Genomic DNA, 22,743 nt, shown 5'->3' on the forward strand with positions numbered 1-22,743 from the left:
CAGCACTGGTAGGCGCGCGTCATCGGGTTGATGATCGTGCCGTGCGCCTGGGCCGCACCGGTCCACGGCAGCATGCCAACCATCAGCGCGAATAGTAGGACGAGCACTCGGACGGCTGACCGGGATCGTCCGCCGGGTTGATCGGACTTTTGTGAACGCACTGTTCGTCCTCCGTTCATCGGCACCAAGGCCAGCTTGGAAAGCTTCAAGGAAACTGTTACATCTATGAACTTGAATATCAAGGCTTATCTATCCCGAAATGGGAGGTGGGTCAGAGCCCGGCCGCGGCGTCGTACCGGCGGCGCAGGTCGGCCATCTCCGAGTCGGCCAGCGCCTCCTTGAGCGCCACCTGCGCGTACTTGTCCGGAAACATCTGCCGCAGCCGGTCGACGTACCTGACGTCCTCGGTCGCCTCGACCACCTGGATGTCCGGAGGCTCTGTGGACATTCCCATGATCACTGGACCGGCCAGCTTGACCGCCACGTCCCAGGGGCGGTTGCGCTCGGCGACCCCGCAGAGGTGGAAGCCGTAGACCGTCTGCACGTCGGCCAACGCGGTGGCCTCGGCCGGCTCGTAGCCGTAGACGCGGATCCCGCAGATCACCGGCGGCTTCGCCCCGTCCTTGCCCACCTGCTGGACATTGTGGCCGGCGTGGTTGTGCTGCCCCGGATCCGCCTGTTCGAGCGTGGTACGCATCCGGGCCACGATCTGCGCCTGTAGGTCCGCCGGCTCCGCCTTGGACCCGGCCGGGCTGTTCAGCGCGACCACGCCGGCCGACACCGCCAGTAGGATCACCGCCACCCACACGTAGCGGTTTCGGTACCACCCCGCGAAACTCTCCCGCGAGATCATGATTGCTTCTCACCTCATCACCGGTTCTGGTGCGTTGGGACCGCGTCGGACGCCTTTCCGCGTGTCAGGCGTCGGCAGTCGCTGGGGGACACGTGCCGGGGGGAGCGAACGGCGGGCGGCGGTGCCTCTACTCGAACGCGCGCACGTCACGGGGGACGGCCCGCGAGCGTCCGTCAAAGCGGCGCGGTGCCCGGCACAGTGGTGCTCCCGTGCTGGCCGTTCTCAGCGCGGTTGCCCCCGCGCTGCGGCGATGTGAGCCATTCCAGCACGCTTCGCCCCGATCGGCAACATCGACAGTCATCAGCCCGGTCAGGCCTTCGTCATCGTTGATACGGCGTTCATGCGGCCGTGACTCTCTGCGACCCGGTTATCCTCGACCCGCTCCAGCCCTGCTGGCCGGGAACACCACGAGCCTTGACAAGATCCGGGGCGGTTCACTCTGTTTGTGTGGGGGTGGCTTGTGCGAGGAGGGCTTCGGCTCTTGTCTTGAGTAGCGGCACAGACGCGGCGTCCGATGTGGATAGAAGTGTGCGGAGGAGGGTGACGGCGCCGGGTGCGTCACCGCCGGCGGTGAGCGCCTCGGCAAGGCGCAGGTTGGCGATGAACACGCCGCGGGGGTCGCCCGCCTGGACCATGAGCCGGAGCGCCTCGCGGGCCTCCGTCATGGCGGCTGGTATGTCGCCGTGGGCAAGTCGGAGTCGGCTGTGGTGGACCAGTAGCCAGCCGAGGCCGTGTGCGTTGTTGACCGCGTCGGTCACTTCCAGGGCCAACGCGTATGTCGACTCGGCCATGTCCAGCTTGCCCAGCGAGATCGCGCAGTCCAACTTGCGGACCAGGAGGGCGCGGTGGTTGTCGGTGTTTCGCAGCGCCTGCACGTGACCGAGCGCCTGATCCAGCAGCGGCAGTGCCTCAGCCGGTCGGTCCTGGAGGACCAGCGTATCGGCGTGTGTGCGCAGGGCCAGCACGATGTCGTCGGGATTGCCGGTCGCGTAGGCGATCGCGGTCGCCTCTTCTGCGTGCATGAGTGCCGGCCGGCCCTGGAACATCCGGGCGAACGCCAGCCCGGTGAGGCTGTGCACGAGTTCGTGGTTGAGCCCGAAGCCGCGGAACACGGCCACCGATCCCTCGAACTCGTTGGCGGCCTCGTCGAGACAGAGGGAAAGCAGGACATCCGCTCGGCTGCTCGCCTGACGGCTGGCGACACGTTCGTCCCCAGCCGCACGAGCGGCGTCCCGGACGCTCGCGCGGGCCTGGGCGATCTGCTCGTAGCCGCCACGGATGGACAGCGGCGGGATGATCATGTCCGCCAGGAGTGCGGCCTTGTCGTAGTAGCCCAGCCGGCACGCCTGCTCGATGGCGAACAGCAGCTGGCTCCGCTCGGTGTGCAGCCAGGCGACCGGGTCGGCGGTGAGGCCGGCGATGTCCGGCGGTGCGGCGGTGATGCCGTCCGGTAGTGGGTCGGGCGGTAGTCCTTCCTTGCGGTCGACGCGCAGGTGCACGTGGTGCGCCAGGACGAGGAACGTGTCCAGCAGCGGCTGGTAAGCGGCACGGGCTACCTGCTCGTCCTCGCCGCCGGCCAGTTCGCGGGCGAACAGCGCGACAAGGTCGTGCGGCCGGTACCGGAGCTGGCCGGTCAGGTCGAGGCCGACCGGCTCCAGCAGCCCAGCGGCCATGAGCTGCTCGACGGCGCGTTCGCCGTCGCCGCCATCGGTGAGGGCGCCGATCGTCCAGGCGGCGAAGGACGCGGCGGGCAGCAGACCCATCCGGCGCAGCGCCAGCTGGATGGAGCCGGCCAGTCCGGCGTAGCCGATCGCCAGCTCCGAGCGGACCGCCAGGTCGCCCACCGCCAACTCGTCGAGGCGGCGGTGCTCGTCGTGTAGCCGATCCGCCAGCACGCGCAGCTGGAGGGTCGGCCGGGGTTGGAGCCGCGCCCCGATGATGCGCACGGCGAGTGGGAGGCGGCCGCACAGGTCTACCAGCGCCTCGGCGGCCGGCTGCTCGCCCGCGACGCGGTCCGGGTCGAGGATCCGGTTGAGCAGCGAGACACCCTCCGCGACCGAGAACGGTTGCAGCCGGTGGTGATCGGCGGCGGGAAGCTCGTCCAGCGAGCGCCTGCTGGTGATGAGCACGGCGGAGCCAGCCGTACCAGGCAGCAGCGGTGTCACCTGCCTGGCGTCGGCGGCGTCGTCGAGCACGATCAGGATCCGGCGGTCGGCCACCCGCGCGCGGAACGTCGCCGCCCGGGCTTGCGTGGAGCGCGGCTGGGCGTCCGGGAGTACCCCGAGCGCGTACAGCAGCTCGCCGAGCACCTCGGCGACGTCGCGCGGCGCCGAGCCGCCGCCGCCCAGGTTGACGTAGAGCTGGCCGTCCGGGAAGCGGTCCCGTACCCGGTGCGCGGTGTGTATGGCGAGTGCGGACTTGCCCACGCCGGCTACCCCGCTCACCACGACGATGCGCGGGCTGGCCGTTTCGCCCTTGGCGACCAACGAGTGCGCGATGCCCGCCACCTGCTCTGCCCGGCCGACGAAGTCGCCGATCGCCGGTGGTAGCTGGCACAGCGCCGGCGGGCCCGGTGACGCGCCTTCGCGGGTGCCGTCCACCGTTTCACCGAGCAGGATCGCCTGGTGCAGGTCTCGGAGCTCGGGCCCGGGGTCCAGGCCCAGCTCAGTTCGCAGCAGTGCCGCGACGTCGCGGTAGACCTCCAGCGCCTCGGCCTGCCGCCCCGATCGGTAGAGCGCGCGCATCAGGTGTGTCCGCAGCCCTTCCTGGTACGGGTACGCCCCGGCGAGCGCTCGCAACTCCTCGACGACCGCCTGGTGGTGCCCGAGCGCCAACTCCAAGGCGAACCGGCGCTCGGCCGCCTCGAGGCACCGCTCCTGCACCTGCGGCACCTCGTCGCGATGCAGGGCCGCCGAATCCACGTCGAGCAGGATCGGACCGCGCCACAGCGCGGTCGCCGCCCGCAACGACTCGAGCGCGGCCGCCCGGTCGCCGCGCCCCAAGGCGGTCCGCGCCACCTCCAGCAGCTCGTCGAACTCGTGCAGGTCGCAAGAGCGAGCCGGCGGCTCGATCACGTACCCGCCGCTGCGATTGTGGATGGCGACGTCGGCACCGAGCAGCCTGCGCAGTCGCGCGACGTACGTCTGTAGGGCCGCGCGCGCGTCGGTCGGTGGCGCGCCGTCCCACAACCGGTCAACCAGGACGCTTACCGGCACGACGCGGCCGGCGCGCAGCAACAGCGACGCCAAGATGATCCGGAGCTTCGTCGCGGAGATCACGACGAGCTCGCTATCCCGCTGTACCTCCAGGTCCCCGAGCATGCGGAACCGCACGTCAGCCGCCACTGGCCCCCCTCAGCCGGTAGGTGCAGCTATGAAAGTACAGACATACCGGGTACCTAGCTAGACAGCAGGGTCCGAAGCGTGCGGCGGAGCTGATCCGCCGCCTTCGGGTCGATTGGCGCGAGGAACGCGTTTTCGGCCTCCCGGTACGCCGCCTCGGCGGCGTCGACGGTCTCCAGGCCGTGATCGGTGAGCTCGACGATGTTGCGGCGCCGGTCCGCCGGATCCGGTCGTCGCCTGACGATGCCTTTGCGTTCGAGGACGTCGAGTACCGCGACCATCGTGGTGCGGTCGATGCCGAGTCGTTGCGCTACTTGCAGCTGTGAGGCCGGCTCGCGGTGGGCCAGGACCCTGAGCGCCCCGAAGTCCTTGCTGTCGATCCCGAGACGTTCCAACGCCGCGTCTGTCAGCGCCGTGAGCTGGAGGTTGGCGTGCTTGAGGAGGTACCCCAGGAGGTCGTGGGGATCCGCGGTGGCGCTGCGCTCGGTGGACATGGCTCCATGCTATGGGTAACCTGATCGTCAGGAGTACTGACGATCAGCGCCGCGACAGGAGTCATGTCATGATCCTCGTTACCGGAGGAGCCGGTTTCATCGGTTCCCACACCGTCCGCGCACTGGCCGAGGCGGATCAGGAATGCGTCCTGCTCCAGCGCCGGGCGCCCAGCGTTCCGGCAAACCTGGCCGGCCTGCCCGTGCACGCCGTGCGGGCCGACATCGCCGACCTCGACGCCCTGCTCGCGGTCGGCAAGCAGTACCCGATCACCGGGATCGTGCACCTCGCCGTCACCCTGCCGGGCTCGGACAACGGCACCGACCCGATCGAGGCCTCCACGCGGACACTCGAGGGATACCTCAACGTCGTTCACGCCGCGCAGGCGTGGGGCCTGAGCCGCATCGTGAACGCGAGCACCATCGGTGTCTACGGCTTCGGCCACGTGGGCGCACTCACCGAAGACGCGCCGCTCTCCCTGGGCTACACCCACGCCATCCCGACGTTCAAGAAGATCTTCGAGCTGCTTGCCGGGCACCTGTCGGCCGTCACCGACGTCAAGATCGTCAACGCGCGGATCTCCGGCATCTGGGGACCCGGAGGGCACCTGCCCGACCCGTTCTTCGTCACCTCGACGCTCGTGCACGCCGCCGCGCACCACAGCCGACCCGATCTGTCCGGATTCATGGCGCCCCCGCACGCCGAGGACGCCCTCGACCTGCTCTACGCCAAGGACGCCGGTCGCGCGCTCGCCCTCCTCCAGCTCACCGATGAACTGCACCACTCGACGTACAACGTCGCCTCCGGCCGAGCCACCAGCAACGCCGAGGTCATCGCCGCGATCCGGTCCGTCGAGCCCGGTTTCCAGTTCGAACTCCCCTCGGCCGGGCCCCGCCCGCGGACCTGGCTCGACATCACCCGCCTGCGCGAGGACACCGGGTTCGAGCCCCGATACGACACCGCCGCCGGCGTCGCCGACTACATCGCCTGGCTCCGCGCCGGAAACAAGCGGTAGGGCTGGCGGGCAACGCCGGCGCGCGACCCTCCGCGGCCGCCGGCTAGCGCCGCCGCCTCGGTCGGTGCTGCTCACGGTCCTCTGCGGCGCCACCTCTGGCGGTGGAGGCCGCACCTGCCCAACACTGTGCCTCATGGACACACGGGAGCGGGGGCTTCGTGGTGCGGCGGGTGGCGGGTGGCGCCGGTGCTAAGGATTCACTTCCTGCCGGAAGACCTGGCGCGAACTCATGTGGCGACCAACCCGGATGCGCTATGGGAAACGGTGTTGAGCCTTCAGCTGCTACATAAGAACGACGGCCGCCTGGTTTTCCAACACTGGCGCCGCCGGGTGCGTGCCGAGCCTCTCCGCGTGGCACAGGAGATCTTGCTGCCCTTGTCTCCACCGCATGGTGACTTCGCCGACCTGCTCACCCCCGTCACCGGAACACTTGGTCTGAACGCGGGCCTGGAAGCGGTGCGTTCCACCGCACGACGCCTGACCCGCCGCGACCTGGAAAACCTCACAGCGCGTCAGCGGCTCCCGGCGTGGACCAGTCGACTGGCCGACGGCGACGCTCAAACACTCAGCCGCATCGCCGACGCGCTAAGAGCCTGGCATGACGCCGCCGTTCTCCCTTACAAGGACCAGATGACCCCGTACCTCGACGCCGACCGGGCGGTCCGCACGCGCGACGCTCGCCTGGGCGGAGTGGAACGAGTCCTCGCCGGCCTGCCACCGCCGTTGAGCTGGCAACCACCGGTACTTGTCAGCCCGTACCCCAAAGAGCGCGACCTGTACCTCGACGGCCGAGGGCTGCTGTTGCTGCCCTCGTTCTTCTGCTGGCGTACACCCGTCACTCTCATCAACGCGGACCTACCGCCGGTACTCGTCTATCCGGTCGATCGCGACCTTCACTGGCTGGACCAGCAGGTCAACGGCCGGGACGATCGGGCCATCGCTGTCTTGCTCGGATCGACCAGAGCCGCCGTGCTGGACACCGTCGGACGGACCCCGGCCACGACGACGGATATTGCCAAACGCCTGCACATTTCCATGCCATCAGCCAGCGAGCACGCCACGGTCCTGCGCGGCGCCGGCCTCATCGTCCCTCGCCGAGCCGGCAACGCGGTCGTCCACAGTCTCACCCCCGTCGGCGCGGCGCTGCTGAACGGCGGCCGCCCTCACCTCTGACCGCCCGAGCGCATCCGAGTCGGCTTGGACCAGCGCCATTCGGCCCAGGCCGAATGGCACCCCCGCACCACGACCCCTTGTGTCGACAATCGAGACACGTCATGACGCCAGTGGATTAGTTCGGGAATCGGGGAGGAATGGTGAAGTCAGTACTTCGCAAGATCGGCGGGGCCGTGGCAATGTGTGCGCTTGGGACGACCGTCGGCGCTGTGGCGATGACCGCGCCGGCACGGGCAACCGTCGCCGAGTGCACGAACGGCGCCAACGGATTCGTCAGCATCCCCTACACCCAGTCGGGGACCGTTCGAGGTTCCATCTTCCTTGGCAGCCGTGCCACGGTGACGCTGGAGTCGGCTTCCATCCAGGGCCGGACCCGTGGCTTCGCCAAGATCAGTGGAAATACCCGCCGAGGCGACCAGGTATGGATGGACTGGACGACCACTGGTGGAAACGGCTGGTTGCAGTGCGGCCCGTGGTACGTACAGGCGAACGGTTCCCCGAATACGAGCGCCGCACAGCGCACCGACCCGTCACCGCAGTGGCTGTTCCGCGCCTGCGGTCTCGTGGACGGGCACGGCGGCTGCACTCAATGGTGGTAGGTCGGCAATGAACCAGATGTGGCTCTGGCGGATCGCCTCCGCCAGAGCCACACGCTCGATGGCCGGCGGCGGCGTCAGTGGTCGGCGATCTGGTACCGGGATCTGATGCTTGTCACGCCAGGCTGGTGAGCGCGGTTGGTGAGGTAGCGGTAGCCGGCCTCGTCCCGGGCGCCGCCGCCGGGCAGTGCCTGCACCGTCTCGACCTCGATCAGGCTCCGGCAGTGCCGTCGGGCGGCCGCGTAGACGTGTTCCAGCAGGCCGGTGCCGATGCCGCGCCGCCGGTGCCGCGGGTGCACGACCAGGTCCAGGTGGACCACGCTCAGGTTCTGCGCCTGGGGGAGCAGGTATGACGCGGCACCCACCACCCGGTCGCCGTCCCAGGCCAGCAGCACCTCTTCGGTCGACGCAGGCCACGGGTGCGCGAACCGGGCCGTGTGTTCCGGCCCGCTGGGTGTGGGAAAGTCGGGCAGGTCGTGGCGGGTGACCGCGACCACCAGGTCGTACCACCGGCCCATCGCCACAGAGTCGAGCGGATCAAGCCGTGCGATGGTCATGCCCGCATCGTCCGGCGGGCATGACCTATCAGCAATTGGATTTGCCGGGCGAGGAGGCGGTCAACGCACGCTGATCACGGCGACCGGGAACCTCCGGTCCGTCTTCTTCTCGTACTCGGCGGCGTCCGGCCAGTACGCGCGCCACACGCCGTACAACCGGTCCCAGTCGTCGTCGCGGCCGGGGCGGACCACCCGGCTGTCCGCCTGCACCGTGTCGGTGCCCAGCTCGACGGTGACCGGGCCGTCGACGGCCTCCAGGTTGGCGATCCACTGCGGGTCGTGCGGCGTGCCGCCCGCGCTGCCGCAGACGACGTACGAGTCGCCATAGGGCGCGGCGACGAGCGGATGGACGAACTGCTTGCCGGACTTTCGACCGCGGACGTGCAACAGGAGGGTTGTCTTGCCCTCCCAGTGGCCGCCGAGCACGCCATCGTTGGTCCGGAAGGTCTCGATCACGGTGTCGTTGAACGAAGCCATGCCACGAACATTAGTTGACGACGGGAATTTCCACCCGTGCTGTGATCGGCGTCTCTCTATCGACAGTGCCGCACCGGGACCATTCGCGCTTGCTGGGTTGTGCGAGCATAGGCGTCGTGATCCACAAGGTGACGGCGACAGTGTTGGTCTCGGCCGTGCTTGCCGCCGGGTGTTCCAGCGGCCAGTCCACGGACGGCCGACCGCCCTCTTCGCCGGCCACCAGCCCGACCGCCACGCCCGCCACGGCGGTCGACCTGCTCAAGTCCGGCCTCACGTTCATCGATCAGGTCAGCTTCCGCGCCGACATGGCGATCGGCGAGTCCATCGCCGCGACCTCCCGCACCGACAACGCGAACAAACGCGCTACCGCCACCCTTTCGGCGCCAGGGGGTAAGAAGCTCGAGATCCGCGCGGTTGGCGACGATCTCTACATGATGGCCGCCGGCGTCCTGCCCGACATGCCCAAGGGCTGGATGGTCGTCGACCCGGCGAAGGTCCCGGCAGCCTTCGGGCTCAGCTTCGCCCAGGGAAGTGTCGACCCCGGCGGCTCGGCCCGTCTGGTCAACGCCGTCACCTCGGCCCGCGCCACCGGCTCCGACATCTCCGGCACCATCGACATCGGCAAGATCGGCGTCGGAAACGGGATGTCTTTTCCGGGCGTCCGTCCGGGCGAGGTCCAAGGCCAGTTTCAGGCCACATTGGACGATCAAGGCCGGCTGACGAGCTTCGCCATCCACGGTGAAGGTGTGCCGAGCGGCAGTGTCCGCTACAGCGAGTTCGGCACGCCGGTCGCCGTCTCAGCGCCGCAGGGCGCGGTGCCCGCGCCCGAGTCGCTCTACCCTCTGCTGGGCGTCCAATGATCAGGGCGCCCCGTGCGTCGGGGCGCCCTGACCTGAAGAAGAGGGCTGGCTACTTGCCGCCGCGCGGCTTCGCCGACTCGATCGGCGGCAGGTAATGCGCGCATCCGCCCAGTTCTTACCGGTGGCCTCCCTCGAAGGCAGCTAGGCCGGGAGCAGAGCCTCCAGCGCGGCCACGCCGAAGGGCTCGAGTGGCACGACGTCGGTGTGGTCCGCGCCCGTGAGCACGCCCTTCAACCGCCACCCGGCCGGGATGGCGCACTGGGCCGCCACGTGGTCGGGGCTGAGGTTGACGAGCCACAGGTAGCGGCGGCCGGAGGCGTGTTCCAGCCCGTCCACGTACACGCGGGGATCGTCCACAGTGGCGTTCGGGGACACGCCGGCTTCGGCCGCCAGGGCGCGGTAGAGGCGGTGGACCTGGTCGTCGCGGTGTGCGTGTGGGCGGGCGGAGCCGAAGTACTCGACCGCGTACGTCGACAGGTACACGGTCCCGCCGCCGACGCGGCGGCGAACCAGGGCGGGGCGGCCTCGGCCGTCGCGGGCCAGCACCTCGCCGCCGGTCGCGGCGGTGTCGTCCAGCGGGAGCATGCCGCGGGCCTGAGCGGTGCCGGCGAACGGAAACTCCAGCCGTGTGCCGGCCGGCAGGTCGCCCAGCGGCTGCTCGAGATACCACGTCACCACGTCGTCGACCGGTTCGAGCAGGCCGTACCGGAGGGTGTGCGGCATGCCCGTGACCGCTTCCACGTCCGGCCACCAGGCGCCCCGGTGGGCGCCGCTGGCGCCGGCGAACCAGGACAGGTAGACGTGGCTGCCGGCAGCCGCCCAGTCGAGGAGACGGTGGAAACTGGGGGCGGTGAGCAGTTTGTTGGACGGCACAAGGACCAGAGCGGCTCGCGGTGGGTCGTCCAGTTCGCGGAGGATCGCGGGGGCGAGGTCGGCCACCTTCGCGCTGATGTAGGCGTGCGTTGTTATCGCCGGGATCGCCTCGCGGTCACCGGCGGGTACCCGCGGATGCTGATCCATGTAGGACGGCAGCAGGATCGCGGTGGATGTGGGCGGCCGGGTACACCGGGGGAGGTCGACGGCGTCGAGGACGCGGCGAAACTCGGCCAGCTCCCGCAGTGCCGCCTTCGCCGTGCCGTCCGGGCGGGTCAGGCCGAAGCCCAGCTCGAACGGGTGGTGGCGGTACGGGTCGACGGTGGGCAGATCGAAGTCGGTGTTGTTCCAGGCGATCCAGCCGGTGGCGCCGGCGAGCAGCGAGTTGTGCAGGCTCTGGCGGTAGAGGTGGCCGGCGTTGGGGTCGGAGGAGAGCACGTTCGGTACGCCGAACTCCTCCAGCAGCACCGGCTTGTCGAAATGCGCGAGCTCACAGGCGACGGCGGCGGCGAAGTGGACGCGGACCTGGTCGTCGCCCATCGGGTAGCTGTGCGGGCCGACGAAGTCGACGATGTCGTGTTGGCGGCGGAGCCGGAAGCCGTTGTCCCGGGCGGTCAGTTCCATCGTCCAGGCGCCGTCGCCGAGCGAGACGGGCAGGTTGGAGCCGCCGGCACGTACGGCGTTGACGCACACCAGCGCCCAGGCCCGGCCGTAGTCCGGATCGGTGGCTCCGGCGTAGTTGGTGAACTCGTTGGAGATGAGCCACCCGGCGACGGCGGGGGAGTCGGCGGTGCGCCGCACCATTTCACGGATAAACCATGCCTGCTGCCCGAGCATGAACCCGTCGCGGTAGAGGTCTCGCCCGCCGCGCCAGGGCACGTCCCAGTCTTCGCCGGACATGTGCCCGACCAGAAACGTCGGTACGGTCGCCACGCCGATTTCCGCGCTGGCGGCGAGAAAGTCACGCCATCGCGCGACGAACGTCTCGTCGATCGTGTCCGGCGCGGGCTGGAAGTCGGGCCAGAAGAAGAACGAACGAGTCAGTGTCACCCCGTGGTCGCGCAGGATCCGCAGCTCCTCGCGGACGACGGTGCCGTCGTAGGAGCGCCACATGAACGGGCCGCCGGTGCGGGACCAGTAGTTGGCGCCCAGCCACACCTCGCCGTCGAGGCGGGGCGCCGGGCGGGCGACGGTCGCGTCAACGGTCATCGTGGATCAGCCATCCTTCCAGGCCGCCGTCCAGGTCGGCGTCCGTCGCGGTGAGCACGCATCGCTGCCCGTCCCAGTGCCAGCCGGTGTCTGGTGTGACCCGCGTGGGTGGCTCGGTGCGGGGCAGGGCGAGGCGTCCGGCGTCCATCGGGATCGCGGCGACGGCGCCCGCGCGTACGTCCGCGTCGCCCTGGGCGATGACCGCCCACCGTCCATCGTGGTCGTAGCCGTCGGCTCCGTCGCGCAGGCACAGCGCGGTCAGGCGTTCGCCTTCCAGGCGGCCCCAGGAGCGCACTGCCGGTGGAGTGTCGAGTGAGCCGAGGTCGGAGTTGAGCCACAGTGGACGCCATTGGCTGGTGCGGCGGCACCAGCGGTCGAGGGCCCGGCGTACGGCCAGCTGCCGGGGCGACGCCTCGCCCGGCGTGGACAGCAGGGGCAGCACGGCGCCGGCCTGGCCGAGGACCGCCGAGTCGAGCAGGATCTCGGCGTCGTCGGACCAGGAGTAGCCGCTGGAGCCGTTGATGGCCCGCCCGGTGCTGGCGGCCAGCGCGGCCCACACGCTCCAGTGGCGGTGTCCGTCGGCCTCGGCCTTGCCGTGGTCGCCCATGTCGTCCAGGGCGAGGATGTCGGCGTGGGCGAGGTGTAGCGGGTGGATGCCGTAGAGCAGGATCGCGATGTCCGGCTTGGTGGCGCGGGCCGCCTCGCTGACGATGCGGTAGAGCTCGTGGCCGAGCCGCTCGCCGCGCAGCGCGGGATCGGCGGGGGCGGCCACGTCTGGTCCGGGCAATCCGTAACCGAAGTCGAGCTTGAGGATCGCCGGGTCGTATGTGCGCACGAGGTCCTGGGTGCGCTCGACCAGAAACGCGCGGGTGCGGGGCGAACTGGGGTCGAGGCACCAGTGCTGGGCCGGGTCACGCGGGTCGAGTGCCCAGTTGGCCCGGCGGGGGCGGCCGTCGGCGCCGCGGAGCAGGTCTTCGTCCGTGAGGCCGACAGCGGTCGGGTCGTCGATCCAGCCGACCGACTGCCAGAAGCCCAGCCGGAGCCCGCGTTCCCGGGCGTACGCGAGGTCGCCGTCGAAGTCCGGAAACCGCTGCGGGTGCGGCTTCGCGCTGGAGACCATGCTCTCCCAGTGGTCGTCCAGCACCAGTACGTCGGCGGCCAGGTCGGCGGCCGCGTCGGCGATCTCGCGCAGCTGGAAGTGCCCGTTTCGGAAGTCGCCCCAGGTGTTCCAGACACTCGCCGCCGCCCGGTCGGCCGTGGACGGCCGTACCTCGAAGGAGCCGAAGTAGGCGGCGTACGCGTCCCAGGCGGTGGCCGCCCAGGTGAGCCGCAGCGGGTTGGTCCAGCGGCGGCGTGGCCCCGGCGCACCCCACAGGTCTTCCCGGTATCGCCAGCGCAGGGCCGCCGACGTCGACCGCACCTCGAAGGTCATCGCCGCGTCGGGTACCTGCCCGGCTCCGGCGACGAGCCAGCCGCGGTCGTCGCCGAGCGCGGCCGCCCAGAGCGGGCGGGGAAACGCGGCCGCGTACGGCGAGCCCATCGCCGGGCCGAACATGCCGAGCGGCAGCCTGGCATGTCCGAGGTCCCAGCGGCGGAAGAAGCTTTGCGCGGGTGCGGGGCGGCCGCTCGGCACGCAGAATCCGGCGGCCCGCCAGTCCGGCCAGAACGGCAGCGACAGATCCGGCGCGGCGTCCCGCTGCTGGTCCGTCAGCGGGCGCACGCCGAAGAACATGTCCACGATGGAGGTCCGCGCGTCGTCGAAGCTGACCTCGAGCTCAGCGAGGTCGAGCCCGTTCGGGGTGGACCGCCACACGGCGCGTCCGCTGCCGAGCCCGCCGAAGTCGAGCTCGACCGCGTCACCGGCCGACCGGGTGCCGGTCACCGTGACCAGGTGCGGCTCGCCGCCGGAGACGACCCAGAAGGCCGGGTAGAGCGTGCCTTCCCACACGGGCGGTGATGCGTCGTCGGAGGTCAAGGAGGCATGTCCATTGTGGATGTCCAGGCTCAGCGACAGCGTCATTCGCGCCATCCTTCGGCATCGAGCCGCCAGCCCCCGTCGGCGGCGATGGTCTGTCCGGTGACGGCCCCGCTGTGTGGACCGACGAGAAACGCGATGAGCGCGCCGACGTCGGCGGGGTCGAGCGGGCCGCCGGTGAGCGGCTGCTTGGCGGCGACGTAAGCCAGCAGGGCCGGGTCGTCGTCGATCCGCCGGGCGAACGGGGTGCGCACGACGCCGGGAGCGACGCAGTTGGCCCGCACCCCGGCGGTTTGCCCATAGGCGGCGACCGCCTTGGTGAACGACACGAGCCCACCCTTGGCGGTGATGTAGGCGTGGCTCCGGAACGGCCCGCCGCCACCGGTCAGTCCGAGCACGCTGGTGACCGTGACGACGGCGGCGCCGGCCGCGGCGACCAGGTGTGGCCAGGCCGCGCCGACGGTGATGAACGCCCCGCGCAGGTTGACCCCGACGACCGTGTCGAACACCTCCGGGCGGACGGTGTCGACCGGGCCGTCGCCGAGCGCGCTACCGGACACGCCCGCCGCGCAGACGAGCGCACGTATGCCCCGACCGCCGGCCGCCGCGTCCGCGATCGCGGCGGTGAGCCCGGCGGCGTCGGTCACGTCGGCGACCGCCGAGCGCACCCGGGAGTCGGCGCAGGGCCGCAGGTCGAGGCTGGTGACGGCCCAGCCCGCGTCGAGGAGCGCGGCGCAGGTGGCCGCGCCGATGCCGGAGGCGCCTCCGGTGACGACCGCGTGCGGTGTCACCTGCCCTCCCGCGTCGCCGTGTATACCCGGTGGAGCCGGGCGCGGCGTTGCTGTGAGAGGGCGTGGGCGCCCGGCGACGGCTCGTAGCGGCGCCGGGTGTGGACGTGGCGGGCCGCCAGCTCGGCCACCTCCGCGTCCGACTCGGCCACGGCGAGCAAAGCGTCGCCCAGCGGGGCGCCGTCCGGCCCGCAGACCGCGACCGGCAGCCCGGTGGCGTCGGCGACCGCCTGGCACCACAGCGGGGATCGGGTCGGCCCGCCGACGGCGGCCAGTTCGCCGGGGTCGGCGCCGGCGTCCCGGGCCGCCGCGAGGTTGTCGCCGATGGCCGCGGCCGTGCCCTCGACCACCGCGCGGGCCAGCGCGCCCGGCGAGGTGGCAAGCGACAGCCCGGTGAACGCGCCGCGGGCGGCCGGGTCGTCCACCGGATGCAGCGAGCCGGCCAGATGCGGCACGAAGTCGACGCCACCCGCGCCCGCCGGCGCCGCACCGGCAAGGTCGAGCAACTCCTGCGGGGTCCGGTCGAGCAGCTCGCCGAGCCAGGCGAGCGCCGCGCCGACCGTGGCGGTCGAGCCGGACAGCAGATCGAGGTCGTCGAGCACGTGCGGGAAGCGGAGCAGCGCGGTGGACCCGCCCGATCCGCGGCGCAGGGCGACGCCGAGCACGGCGGCGCTACCCATGCTGAGAAAGCCCCGCGCGGGCCCGGTGACCCCGGCGGCGAGCGCGGCGCTCGAGGTGTCCTCGCCGCCGGCGACAACGACGCATCGCGAGGAAAGGCCGAGGTCTTCCGCCGCCGCGGGCGTGAGTGGGCCCAGCGCGCCGATCGCGGCGGCGAGCGCGGGCAGCCGCCGCGCCGCGACGCCGAGCGCGTCGAGCACCGGCGCGGACCAGCGGCGACCTGGCACGTCGTAGAGGTCGGAGATGCCGGCGTCGCTGTGGCTCTGCCAGGACTGACCGGTCAGTCGACGCAGGACGAAGCCACTCGTCGACGTGTACGTCGCCGCGGCCGCCGTCGACGGCTCGTGCCGGCGCAGCCAGGAGATCTTCGCCGCGGTGTTCCAGGCGCCGACCGCCGCGCCGTGCGCCCGCGCGAGCTCTCGCCCCGCGTCGCTGTCGAGGAGCGCGGCCGCTTCCGCGTGTGCCCGCTGGTCGAGGTGGATCATGGCTGGCCGCAGCGGCTTGCCGGCCTCGTCGAGCGCGACGAGGGCGGCGCCCTGCCCGCTCACGGCGAGCGCGGTGACCGCGTCGCCGGAGACCCCGGCTACGGCGAGCGCGGAGCGGGCGGCGAGGCACACCGAGCGGTACCAGTCCTCGGGATCCTGCTCGGCGCGGCCAGGGGAGGGCGTGTCGACCGGATGGGCGCCCGCCCCGGAGCCCAGCACACCGGCGTCGGGGTCGAAGACGACGGCCTTGGTGGAGCTGGTGCCCACGTCGATGCCGAGCACCGGGCCGGCGCGCACGCTCAGGCCCCCGGCCGGGCGGTGCGGCGGCGGAACTCGCCGTAGTACTCGGCGAGGTTGCGGCGGGCGCTCTCCTGGTCGGCGAAATGCGGGCTGCCGAGCACCAGCGGCTTGACGCCACGCGCGACGAGTCCTTCGGCGAGCAGGTGGTTGACGCTGTGGACGATCGTGACGGTGGCCAATGTGGACGTCGGCGAGACCGGAAAGTCGGCGCCCTCCACGTGGATGGCGGCATCGCCGGGCGGCGTGCAGTTGTCGATGACGATGTCGGCGACCTCGTAGAGGTGCTTGCCGCTCGGGTGCCGCGAGTCCACCGAGGAGGAGTGCGCCACGCTGGTGATCGCGGCTACGGTCAGGCCCCGCTTCTTCAGCCCGAGCGCCACCTCCACCGGCACGTTGTTGATGCCGGTGGAGGAGATGACCAGGGCCGCGTCGCGCTCGGCGTCGAAGACGTAGTTGTCCAGCAGCACCTCGCCCAACCCGTCGACCCGCTCGAGGAACAGCGACTGCGCCAGTCCCATCGTGCCGACCACGTTGGTGTAGTAGCTCAGCGACATCTCCACGATGGGGTGGTAGCCGACGATCGACCCGATCCGCGGGAAGATCTCCTCCACTCCCATCCGGGAGTGGCCGGCGCCGAAGAGATGCACGAGACCGCCCTTGGCGATGCGGTCCGCGAAGAGGTCGGCGGCGGCCCGGATCGGCTCCTCCTGGGTCCGCTCGATCTTTTCGATGATCTCGCGGGCGATCCGCGGGTAGCGAAGAGTCACGAAGGCTCCAACCTGGTGAGCACGCGGCGCGGATTGTCCACGAGCAACTGTCTGATGTGGTCGTCGGTCAGCCCGGCCTCGCGCAGCACGGCCGGGAAGGCGGCGACGAGGTTGGCCAAGCCGGGCCCGCCGCCGTACGCCCGCCAGTAGCCGCGGCGGGCCAGGTCCTGGCCGAGCACGACCCGGTCCAGGCACCCTTCGGACGCGAGGCCGGCGACCAGGCCCGCCACGTACGCGTCCGGGCGGCGGTCGTGCCGGCCCAGCCAGTCCAGGCAGACGGTGGCACCCGTGCGGCAGACCTCGACCAGCCCGGCCACGCCGGTGTGCCGGTCCATGTGTCCGAACACGACGGACGAAGGCGGCACACCGTGCCGTTCCAGAATGGACAGCTGGAGCGCGACGGAGCGCTCGTCGTCGGTGTGGGTGACCACGGGCAGGCCGGTGCGGCGCTGCGCCATCGCCACGGCGGCGGCCACCTTGCGCTCGGTCGGCGTGGGCTCCGGCCCGCTGAAGGCCAGCTTGATGGCGCCCGGGCGGGCGGCGATCCGCTCCACGAACGGGCCGCCGTAACCGGAGGTCTCCATCCCGTCGGTGTGCTCGGCCACCATGAGATCGGCGATCCGCTCCGGGCTGTAGGCACGGATCCAGTGGTCGGCGGCGTAGAAGCGGTCGCGGTGGAAGCCGGTGGTGGCGATGACGGTCGCGCCGGTGCGCTCGGCGATCTCGACGAGGCCACGCGCGTCGCGGCCCACGCCAAGCGGCATGCAGTCGACCAGCGCGGCACCGCCGGCGTCTCGGAAGTCGCCGACCTCGGCCACCGCCGCGTCGATCGAGTCCAATGTGAAGTCGGGCTCGAGCACGACGGGCAGGCCGCCGCGGATCAGAAGGTGCTCGTGGCAGTCGGTGGGGCCCAGGTCGGCCGGGTCGATCTCGCCCAGCACGGTGACGATCGCGGGCATCGCTAGAACCGCACCGGCTCGTGCACCTTGCGCTCCACCAGGGGCCGCACCAGGTCGGCGCGCAGCAGCGCCCGCGCGCACTCGATCGCCACGTCACGGGCGTCATACGTGGTGCGCAGCAGCAGCAGCGACGGCGAGCCGGGCGGATAGTCCAGCAGCTTGGCCTCCTCGGGGGTGAGGAGCACCGGCTCGAACGACTCGACCGCGCGCTCCAGCACGATCCCGTACTCCGTACGCAGGACCTCGTAGAGGCTGCGGTCGGTCAGGTCCACAGTGTCCAGACCAGGCGCGTGGGCGAGCGGCAGCCAGGTGCGCTCCAGCATGAACGGCACCCGGTCGGCGAGGCGAAGCCGCTCGATCTGCAACACCTCGTCCCCGTCGCCGCAGCCCAGCTCGCGAGCGATGGAGGGGGACGGCGGACCGACCCGCTCGGCGAGCACCCGGGTGGAAACCGCGCGTCCGGATGCGCGCAGCGACTCGACGATCGAGAAGTGGCCAAGCAGCGACTGCTCCAGGCGGCGGGGCGCGACGAACGTGCCGCGGCCCTGGTGGCGCAGGATCAACCCGGCGCGCTCAAGCTCGTCGAGAGCCTCTCGCATCGTGGACCGGCTGACCTCGTGCTGCTGGGCCAGGTCACGCTCCGGCGGGAGCCGCTCACCGACCCGCCACCGCCCGTCGAGGATCTGTGCCTCCAGCGTCGCGGCGAGCTGCTGAGCCAAGCGTGTGAGCACCCGCACCCCCTCCGGCGGCAAACCAATTCGAATCTTCATGTGTCGGTGGAGCACGCTACGCCGCTGCCTTCGAACGCGTCAAGACCAGCTGCTATGCGGCAGCGCAACAGGCCTGAAACAAGTTGTTGACCAAGGTCGTAGCCTGCCGTATGGTTCCGGGCGAGACCAATCATGCCAATCACCATACCAATCAAGGAGTCTGTCGATGTCCGGTTCGACCCACGTCATCACGGCGGACGTCGTGGTCGTCGGAGCCGGTTCCGCCGGCACGTCGGCCGCGATCGCCGCGGGCCGGGCCGGCGCCGACGTCCTCCTCGTGGAAAACAACGGGTTCCTCGGCGGCACCAGCACGGCCGTCCTGGACACGTTCTACGGGTTCTTCACGCCCGGCACGCCGGCCCGCAAGGTGGTCGGCGGCATCGGCGACGACGTGCTGGCCGGCCTGCGTGGACTGGGCCCGGTGGTCGCCCGGCCCAACACCTTCGGCGCCGGCACCGGGATCACCTACCACCCGGACCACCTCAAGGTGGTCTGGGAGCGGCTGGCCACGGGGGCCGGCGTGCGGGTCCTGCTGCACGCCAAGCTCTTCGCGGCCCACCCGGTCGACGGCGAGGTGCGATCGGCGACGGTCGCCACCAAACACGGTGCGTACGAGCTGCGCGCACCGGTCTTCGTGGACGCCTCCGGCGACGCCGACCTGTGCCACCACGCCGGCATCGGATACGAGCTCGCCGGTGCCCAGGCGCCGGCGCAGACGCTCACCACCACGTTCAAGATGGTCAACGTCGACCTGGCCCGCCGACTCGCGACGCCCCGCGCCGAGATCAAGCGGCTGATGCGCGAGGCCGCCGCCTCCGGTGCGTACCGGCTGCCGCGGCTGGAGGGCAGCGACCACATCACCCCGGTGGACGGCATGACCGCGACGATCATGACCCGGCTGCCGTCTTACGAGACCCGTGGGTCCACTGTGGTCAACGCCACCGACCCGCTCCTGCTCAGCGCCCGCGAGGTCGAGGGACGTGAGCAGGCCCTGGAGTACGTGCGCTTCCTGCGTGACCGGGTGCCCGGCTACGAATCGGCGAGCCTGGCCTCGTTCAGCAGCCAGATCGGGGTGCGGGAGACCCGCCGCGTGCACGGGGACTACCGGCTGGACCGGCAGGACGTGCTCGGGGCGGCGGCGTTCGAGGACCAGATCGGGCTGTGCGGGGCGCCCATCGAGGACCACCGGGAGGGCACCGACACCGCCTGGGAGTACATCCCGGACGGTGGGGTCGTCGGCATCCCGTACCGCACGCTCGTGCCGAGGGACGCCACCAACGTGCTGGTGGCAGGGCGCTGTTTCTCCGCGACCCACGACGCGCACGCCTCAGTGCGCTCCATGGCGCAGTGCATGGCGATGGGGCACGCGGCCGGACTGGCCGCGGCGTCCGCGGTCGCGCACGGCGACGTCCGCAAGGTGGATGTCGCCCGCCTGCGCGACCAGCTACGCGAACAGGGCGCGATCGTCCGCCACGGCGACGCGACCACCACCGAAGAACATCGGAGTTGACCCATGAAGCTCGCGTCGCGGCGCCTCGGCGCCCTCCTCATACCGTTGTTGCTGGCCACCACCGCGACCGCCTGCGGCGGCGACGACGAAAGCGGCGACACGAACTCGCTGTCCCTGCTCACCCCGGCCGCGGCCGGGTCCGCCGGCGGCCAGGTGCTGCGGTCGGTCATCGACGGCTTCACCAAGGAGACCGGCATCCAGGTGCGGATCGACACCGCGGGCGAGGATCTGCCGACCGTTTTCGAGACCTCCGTCGCCGCCGGGCGGCAGGCCGACCTCGTGCACATCAACCCGGTCGACAAACCGCTCACCTGGATCGACAACGGTGTCGTCGTCCCTGTGCAGTCCTATATGGACGAGTGGGGCCTGCGCGACCGCCTCACCGGCGGCGCCGTCGACGAGTGGACCAGGCCCGACGGCAAGATGCAGGGCTTCCCGTTCGAGGGCTACCAGTGGCCCATCTGGTACAACAAGGCACTGCTCACCAAGGCCGGCGTCACCGAGGTACCCACCACAGTGGACCAGCTTTTCGGCGCCGCCACCAAGCTCCGCGCGGCCGGGATCCAGCCGATGGCCGTCGGTGGCAACGACTGGACCGGGCAAAAGCTCTTCTTCCAGATCATCCAGTCGTACCTGAGCGCCGACGCGGCCAAGGAGGCGTTCGCCAAGGGCGGCTGGTGCGCAAACCCGACGCTGATGAAGGGCATCGAGCTGTTCACCTCGCTACGCGACGCCAAGGTCTTCGGCGACAACGCCGAGGGCTTCACCGCGCAGAGCATGGTGGCCGACTTCTACGGCAAGAAGGCGGCGATGATGCCGGCCGGCACGTGGGAGTTCGCCCAGGTGCCCAAGGAGATGGTCGGCGACATCGTGCTCGGCGGCATGCCGCTGCCAACCGGCGCCACGTTCACCAAGCCGACCGCGTACGAGGGCACCTCCAACGGGTTTTGGGTCAGCCAGAACGGCGCCAAGAAGCTCGACGCCGTGCGCAAGTTCATCGAGTACATGTACCGGCCGCAGACCGTCGCCACGTTCGTCAAGGACGCCTCCATGATCATGGCGCTGAAGGCCGACGCGGCCAGCCTTCCAGCCGACCAGCCACTGCTGAAGGCGGCACAAGGTGATCTGCCGACCACAGTGGACTATGCCGTGCTGCCCGACCGGTACGTGCCAGGCAACCTCAGCCAGAGCGTCATCCGGGACGCGGCGGTCGCGTTCACCAGCGGCAAGTCTCCGACCGACATCTGCGGCACGTTCGACAAGACGTACAAGGGCTAACCGGTGACCGGAATAGCGCAGCTGGTGCGGCGGGGCGGCCGGGCGACCGGGCCGCTCCCGCCGGCACCGCCGCGGCGGGCACGGCGGCGCGGGGCGACCTCCCTGCTCGCCGTCCCGGCCTTCGTCTGGTATCTGGTCTTTCTCGTCGGTCCGCTGGTCAGCGTCTTCTTCTTCAGCCTCACCGACGCGTCCACATTGATCGCGCCGTGGCACGTGGTCGGGCTGGACAACTTCCGCGCCGTGCTGACCGACGACGTGTTCTGGACGTCGGCGAAGAACACCGCGATCCAGGTCGGCGTCGTCGTGCCGGTGATGGTGGTGCTCGGGTTCATGCTCGGCTACTACCTGTTCCTCCGCCCACCGCTCGCCGGGCTGCTGCGCATTCTGTTCTTCACCTCGGCGCTGCTGTCGGTCGCCACCAAGGCGATGATCTTCTACGCGGTACTCGCCCCGGACGGACTCGTCAACCAGGGCCTGAGCGGGCTCGGCCTGGACGGGCTGCGCAACAACTGGCTCGCCAACCCGGACACCGTGCTACCGGTCATCATGGCCACCGACCTGTGGGCCGGCGTCGGCTTCCTCGCCGTGCTCTTCAGCGCCCAACTGACCGCGCTACCCGCCGAGGTCATCGACGCGTCCAAGCTGGACGGTTGCGGTCACTGGCGCACCATGTGGCACGTCGCGTTCGGGATGGTGCAAGGGTTCGTCGGCGTGGTCGCGATGCTCCAGTACCTGTGGACCCTCTTCCTATCCGCCACGACCGTGCTGCTGCTGACCCGCGGCGGCCCGGGCACCAGCTCGTTCACCCTGTCGTTTCTGGTGTGGAGCAAGGCGTTCCAGCAATCCGACATCGGGTACAGCCAGGCGGTCGGGGTGCTGCTGTTCGCCCTCGGCCTGGCCGGCGCCGTCCTCATCAGAATCGGCCTCCGGAGCAGGACATGAGCGTACGCCGCCGCAAGACCGGACCGGGCATGGTCGTGAGCCACGTTCTCGTATGGGCCTACGCGGCGGTACTCGCACTGCCCCTCTACTACCTGCTGGTCTCGTCGCTGAAGGACAACACGGAGATCTTCTCCAGCGCGTTCAGCCTCCCGAAGCAGTGGCTCTGGCAAAACTACCGGGACGCGTGGGAGTTCGTCTCGCTGGGGCCGGCACTGCTCAACTCCGCGCTCGTCACCGGCGCCGCCGAGGTCCTCATGGTCGCGGTCGTCGTACCCGCCGCGTACGCGCTGGCCCGCGACGAGGGCTGGGCCGGCCGGCTGATCGAGCGGTCGATGGCGTTGGGCTTTCTCATCCCCGGCTTCGCCGCGCTCGTGCCGACCGTGCTGCTGGCCATCTCGCTCGGCCTCTACCAGACCCGCACATTCCTGATCCTGTACTACGTCGGCACGTCGATCCCGCTCGCGGTGGTGCTGCTGACCCAGTACATGCGGGCGATCCCGCGCGAGCTCGACGACAGCGCGCGGCTGGACGGCGCCGGCCCGCTACAGGCGTTGGCCCGCATCTACCTGCCGCTGGCCATGCCCGCCGTCTCCACCGTGCTGCTGCTCAACTTCATCAACGTGTGGAACGAATACCTCATCGCGCTGGTCGTCGCCGGCCCGTCCGCCGACATCCGGACCGCGCAGGTGGCGCTGCCCACGCTCGTCACCAACGTCTCGGCCCAGTACGGCTTGCTCACCGCCGGCACGGTCATCACCCTGCTGCCGGTGTACGCCGCGTACCTGCTGCTGCGCCGCCGCATGGAGCAGGCCCTGCTGTCCGGCGCGCTGAAGGGATAAGACCCA

20 protein-coding genes are annotated in these 22,743 nt (G+C 70.7%); 8 read left to right on the forward strand and 12 right to left on the reverse strand.

Translation table 11 applies throughout. The features are described 5' to 3' along the window. Positions 1–271: 271 nt before the first annotated feature. From AC5L36_RS42450 to AC5L36_RS42460, 3 genes are all read right to left on the reverse strand, one after another. Positions 272–853 carry a hypothetical protein gene (locus tag AC5L36_RS42450; protein ID WP_441224425.1) on the reverse strand — a complete coding sequence of 194 codons (582 nt, stop codon included), beginning with the start codon at positions 851–853 and terminating at the stop codon, positions 272–274. Positions 854–1,287: 434 nt separating this feature from the next. Further along, positions 1,288–4,197 carry an AfsR/SARP family transcriptional regulator gene (locus tag AC5L36_RS42455; RefSeq protein ID WP_441224426.1) on the reverse strand — a complete coding sequence of 970 codons (2,910 nt, stop codon included), beginning with the start codon at positions 4,195–4,197 and terminating at the stop codon, positions 1,288–1,290. A gap of 53 nt (positions 4,198–4,250) precedes the next feature. Continuing rightward, positions 4,251–4,688 carry a MarR family winged helix-turn-helix transcriptional regulator gene (locus AC5L36_RS42460; RefSeq protein ID WP_441224427.1) on the reverse strand — a complete coding sequence of 146 codons (438 nt, stop codon included), beginning with the start codon at positions 4,686–4,688 and terminating at the stop codon, positions 4,251–4,253. Positions 4,689–4,756: 68 nt separating this feature from the next. Between AC5L36_RS42460 and AC5L36_RS42465 the strand changes: the two genes are divergently transcribed. The 3 genes from AC5L36_RS42465 (at position 4,757) to AC5L36_RS42475 (ending at position 7,473) form a co-directional block, all read left to right on the forward strand. Continuing rightward, entirely contained in the window at positions 4,757–5,701 is a 945-nt protein-coding gene (locus AC5L36_RS42465) for an NAD-dependent epimerase/dehydratase family protein (RefSeq protein ID WP_441224428.1), read from the forward strand. A 177-nt stretch (positions 5,702–5,878) separates the two neighbouring features. Further along, positions 5,879–6,874 (forward strand): ArsR/SmtB family transcription factor, encoded by a 996-nt coding sequence (locus AC5L36_RS42470; RefSeq protein WP_441224429.1) that lies wholly within the window; start codon positions 5,879–5,881, stop codon positions 6,872–6,874. Between the two features lie 209 nt (positions 6,875–7,083). Continuing rightward, on the forward strand, positions 7,084–7,473 hold the full coding sequence (locus AC5L36_RS42475) for a hypothetical protein (protein ID WP_441224430.1): 390 nt from the start codon (positions 7,084–7,086) through the stop codon (positions 7,471–7,473). Between the two features lie 74 nt (positions 7,474–7,547). Here AC5L36_RS42475 and AC5L36_RS42480 read toward each other — a convergent pair whose 3' ends face one another. Further along, on the reverse strand, positions 7,548–8,027 hold the full coding sequence (locus tag AC5L36_RS42480) for a GNAT family N-acetyltransferase (RefSeq protein ID WP_441224431.1): 480 nt from the start codon (positions 8,025–8,027) through the stop codon (positions 7,548–7,550). A gap of 60 nt (positions 8,028–8,087) precedes the next feature. After that, positions 8,088–8,504, reverse strand: coding sequence for a nitroreductase/quinone reductase family protein (locus AC5L36_RS42485; RefSeq protein ID WP_441224432.1), 417 nt, complete (start codon positions 8,502–8,504; stop codon positions 8,088–8,090). A gap of 14 nt (positions 8,505–8,518) precedes the next feature. Between AC5L36_RS42485 and AC5L36_RS42490 the strand changes: the two genes are divergently transcribed. Then, positions 8,519–9,364: a hypothetical protein gene (locus AC5L36_RS42490; protein WP_441224433.1), complete on the forward strand. Its 846-nt coding sequence runs from the start codon at positions 8,519–8,521 to the stop codon at positions 9,362–9,364. A gap of 141 nt (positions 9,365–9,505) precedes the next feature. Here AC5L36_RS42490 and AC5L36_RS42495 read toward each other — a convergent pair whose 3' ends face one another. The 7 genes from AC5L36_RS42495 to AC5L36_RS42525 are packed head-to-tail and all read right to left on the reverse strand — an operon-like array spanning position 9,506 to position 18,168. After that, complete coding sequence (locus tag AC5L36_RS42495) at positions 9,506–11,446, reverse strand: beta-mannosidase (RefSeq protein ID WP_441224434.1); 1,941 nt, start codon at positions 11,444–11,446, stop codon at positions 9,506–9,508. Further along, the gene (locus AC5L36_RS42500; RefSeq protein WP_441224435.1) at positions 11,436–13,466 is read right to left on the reverse strand and encodes a hypothetical protein; all 2,031 of its coding nucleotides are present in this window, start codon (positions 13,464–13,466) and stop codon (positions 11,436–11,438) included. The genes AC5L36_RS42495 and AC5L36_RS42500 overlap by 11 nt, the downstream gene beginning before the upstream one ends. Continuing rightward, positions 13,463–14,212 carry an SDR family NAD(P)-dependent oxidoreductase gene (locus AC5L36_RS42505; RefSeq protein WP_441224436.1) on the reverse strand — a complete coding sequence of 250 codons (750 nt, stop codon included), beginning with the start codon at positions 14,210–14,212 and terminating at the stop codon, positions 13,463–13,465. The genes AC5L36_RS42500 and AC5L36_RS42505 overlap by 4 nt, the downstream gene beginning before the upstream one ends. After that, positions 14,209–15,669 (reverse strand): xylulokinase, encoded by a 1,461-nt coding sequence (locus tag AC5L36_RS42510; protein WP_441224437.1) that lies wholly within the window; start codon positions 15,667–15,669, stop codon positions 14,209–14,211. Before AC5L36_RS42510 ends, AC5L36_RS42505 begins: the two co-directional genes overlap by 4 nt. A gap of 2 nt (positions 15,670–15,671) precedes the next feature. Then, positions 15,672–16,439 carry a sugar isomerase domain-containing protein gene (locus tag AC5L36_RS42515; RefSeq protein WP_441224438.1) on the reverse strand — a complete coding sequence of 256 codons (768 nt, stop codon included), beginning with the start codon at positions 16,437–16,439 and terminating at the stop codon, positions 15,672–15,674. Next, positions 16,436–17,398, reverse strand: coding sequence for a phosphotriesterase family protein (locus AC5L36_RS42520; protein WP_441224439.1), 963 nt, complete (start codon positions 17,396–17,398; stop codon positions 16,436–16,438). Before AC5L36_RS42520 ends, AC5L36_RS42515 begins: the two co-directional genes overlap by 4 nt. A gap of 2 nt (positions 17,399–17,400) precedes the next feature. Continuing rightward, positions 17,401–18,168, reverse strand: a complete 768-nt coding sequence (locus AC5L36_RS42525) for a GntR family transcriptional regulator (RefSeq protein ID WP_441224440.1) — start codon at positions 18,166–18,168, stop codon at positions 17,401–17,403. Here AC5L36_RS42525 and AC5L36_RS42530 point away from each other — a divergent pair. From AC5L36_RS42530 to AC5L36_RS42545, 4 genes are read left to right on the forward strand one after another with little or no spacing between them, the layout of a single operon-like run. Continuing rightward, a complete protein-coding gene (locus AC5L36_RS42530; RefSeq protein ID WP_441224441.1) occupies positions 18,167–19,678 on the forward strand; it encodes an FAD-dependent oxidoreductase in 1,512 nt (503 codons plus the stop codon). The genes AC5L36_RS42525 and AC5L36_RS42530 overlap by 2 nt on opposite strands. A 3-nt stretch (positions 19,679–19,681) precedes the next feature. Then, entirely contained in the window at positions 19,682–20,956 is a 1,275-nt protein-coding gene (locus tag AC5L36_RS42535; RefSeq protein ID WP_441224442.1) for an ABC transporter substrate-binding protein, read from the forward strand. Positions 20,957–20,959: 3 nt separating this feature from the next. Next, positions 20,960–21,898, forward strand: coding sequence for a carbohydrate ABC transporter permease (locus AC5L36_RS42540; RefSeq protein ID WP_441224443.1), 939 nt, complete (start codon positions 20,960–20,962; stop codon positions 21,896–21,898). Next, the gene (locus tag AC5L36_RS42545; protein ID WP_441224444.1) at positions 21,895–22,737 is read left to right on the forward strand and encodes a carbohydrate ABC transporter permease; all 843 of its coding nucleotides are present in this window, start codon (positions 21,895–21,897) and stop codon (positions 22,735–22,737) included. Before AC5L36_RS42540 ends, AC5L36_RS42545 begins: the two co-directional genes overlap by 4 nt. Positions 22,738–22,743: the final 6 nt, after the last annotated feature.

The sequence above is a fragment of the Phytohabitans sp. LZ39 genome (assembly GCF_059359075.1).

Coding starts and splice junctions, on each gene's coding strand:
- AC5L36_RS42450 (WP_441224425.1), bottom strand. CDS start 853: ATGATCTCGCGGGAGAGTTTCGCGGGGTGGTACCGAAACCGCTACGTG.
- AC5L36_RS42500 (WP_441224435.1), bottom strand. CDS start 13,466: ATGACGCTGTCGCTGAGCCTGGACATCCACAATGGACATGCCTCCTTG.
- AC5L36_RS42460 (WP_441224427.1), bottom strand. CDS start 4,688: ATGTCCACCGAGCGCAGCGCCACCGCGGATCCCCACGACCTCCTGGGG.
- AC5L36_RS42525 (WP_441224440.1), bottom strand. CDS start 18,168: ATGAAGATTCGAATTGGTTTGCCGCCGGAGGGGGTGCGGGTGCTCACA.
- AC5L36_RS42520 (WP_441224439.1), bottom strand. CDS start 17,398: ATGCCCGCGATCGTCACCGTGCTGGGCGAGATCGACCCGGCCGACCTG.
- AC5L36_RS42485 (WP_441224432.1), bottom strand. CDS start 8,504: ATGGCTTCGTTCAACGACACCGTGATCGAGACCTTCCGGACCAACGAT.
- AC5L36_RS42495 (WP_441224434.1), bottom strand. CDS start 11,446: ATGACCGTTGACGCGACCGTCGCCCGCCCGGCGCCCCGCCTCGACGGC.
- AC5L36_RS42480 (WP_441224431.1), bottom strand. CDS start 8,027: ATGACCATCGCACGGCTTGATCCGCTCGACTCTGTGGCGATGGGCCGG.
- AC5L36_RS42545 (WP_441224444.1), top strand. CDS start 21,895: ATGAGCGTACGCCGCCGCAAGACCGGACCGGGCATGGTCGTGAGCCAC.
- AC5L36_RS42530 (WP_441224441.1), top strand. CDS start 18,167: ATGTGTCGGTGGAGCACGCTACGCCGCTGCCTTCGAACGCGTCAAGAC.
- AC5L36_RS42465 (WP_441224428.1), top strand. CDS start 4,757: ATGATCCTCGTTACCGGAGGAGCCGGTTTCATCGGTTCCCACACCGTC.
- AC5L36_RS42535 (WP_441224442.1), top strand. CDS start 19,682: ATGAAGCTCGCGTCGCGGCGCCTCGGCGCCCTCCTCATACCGTTGTTG.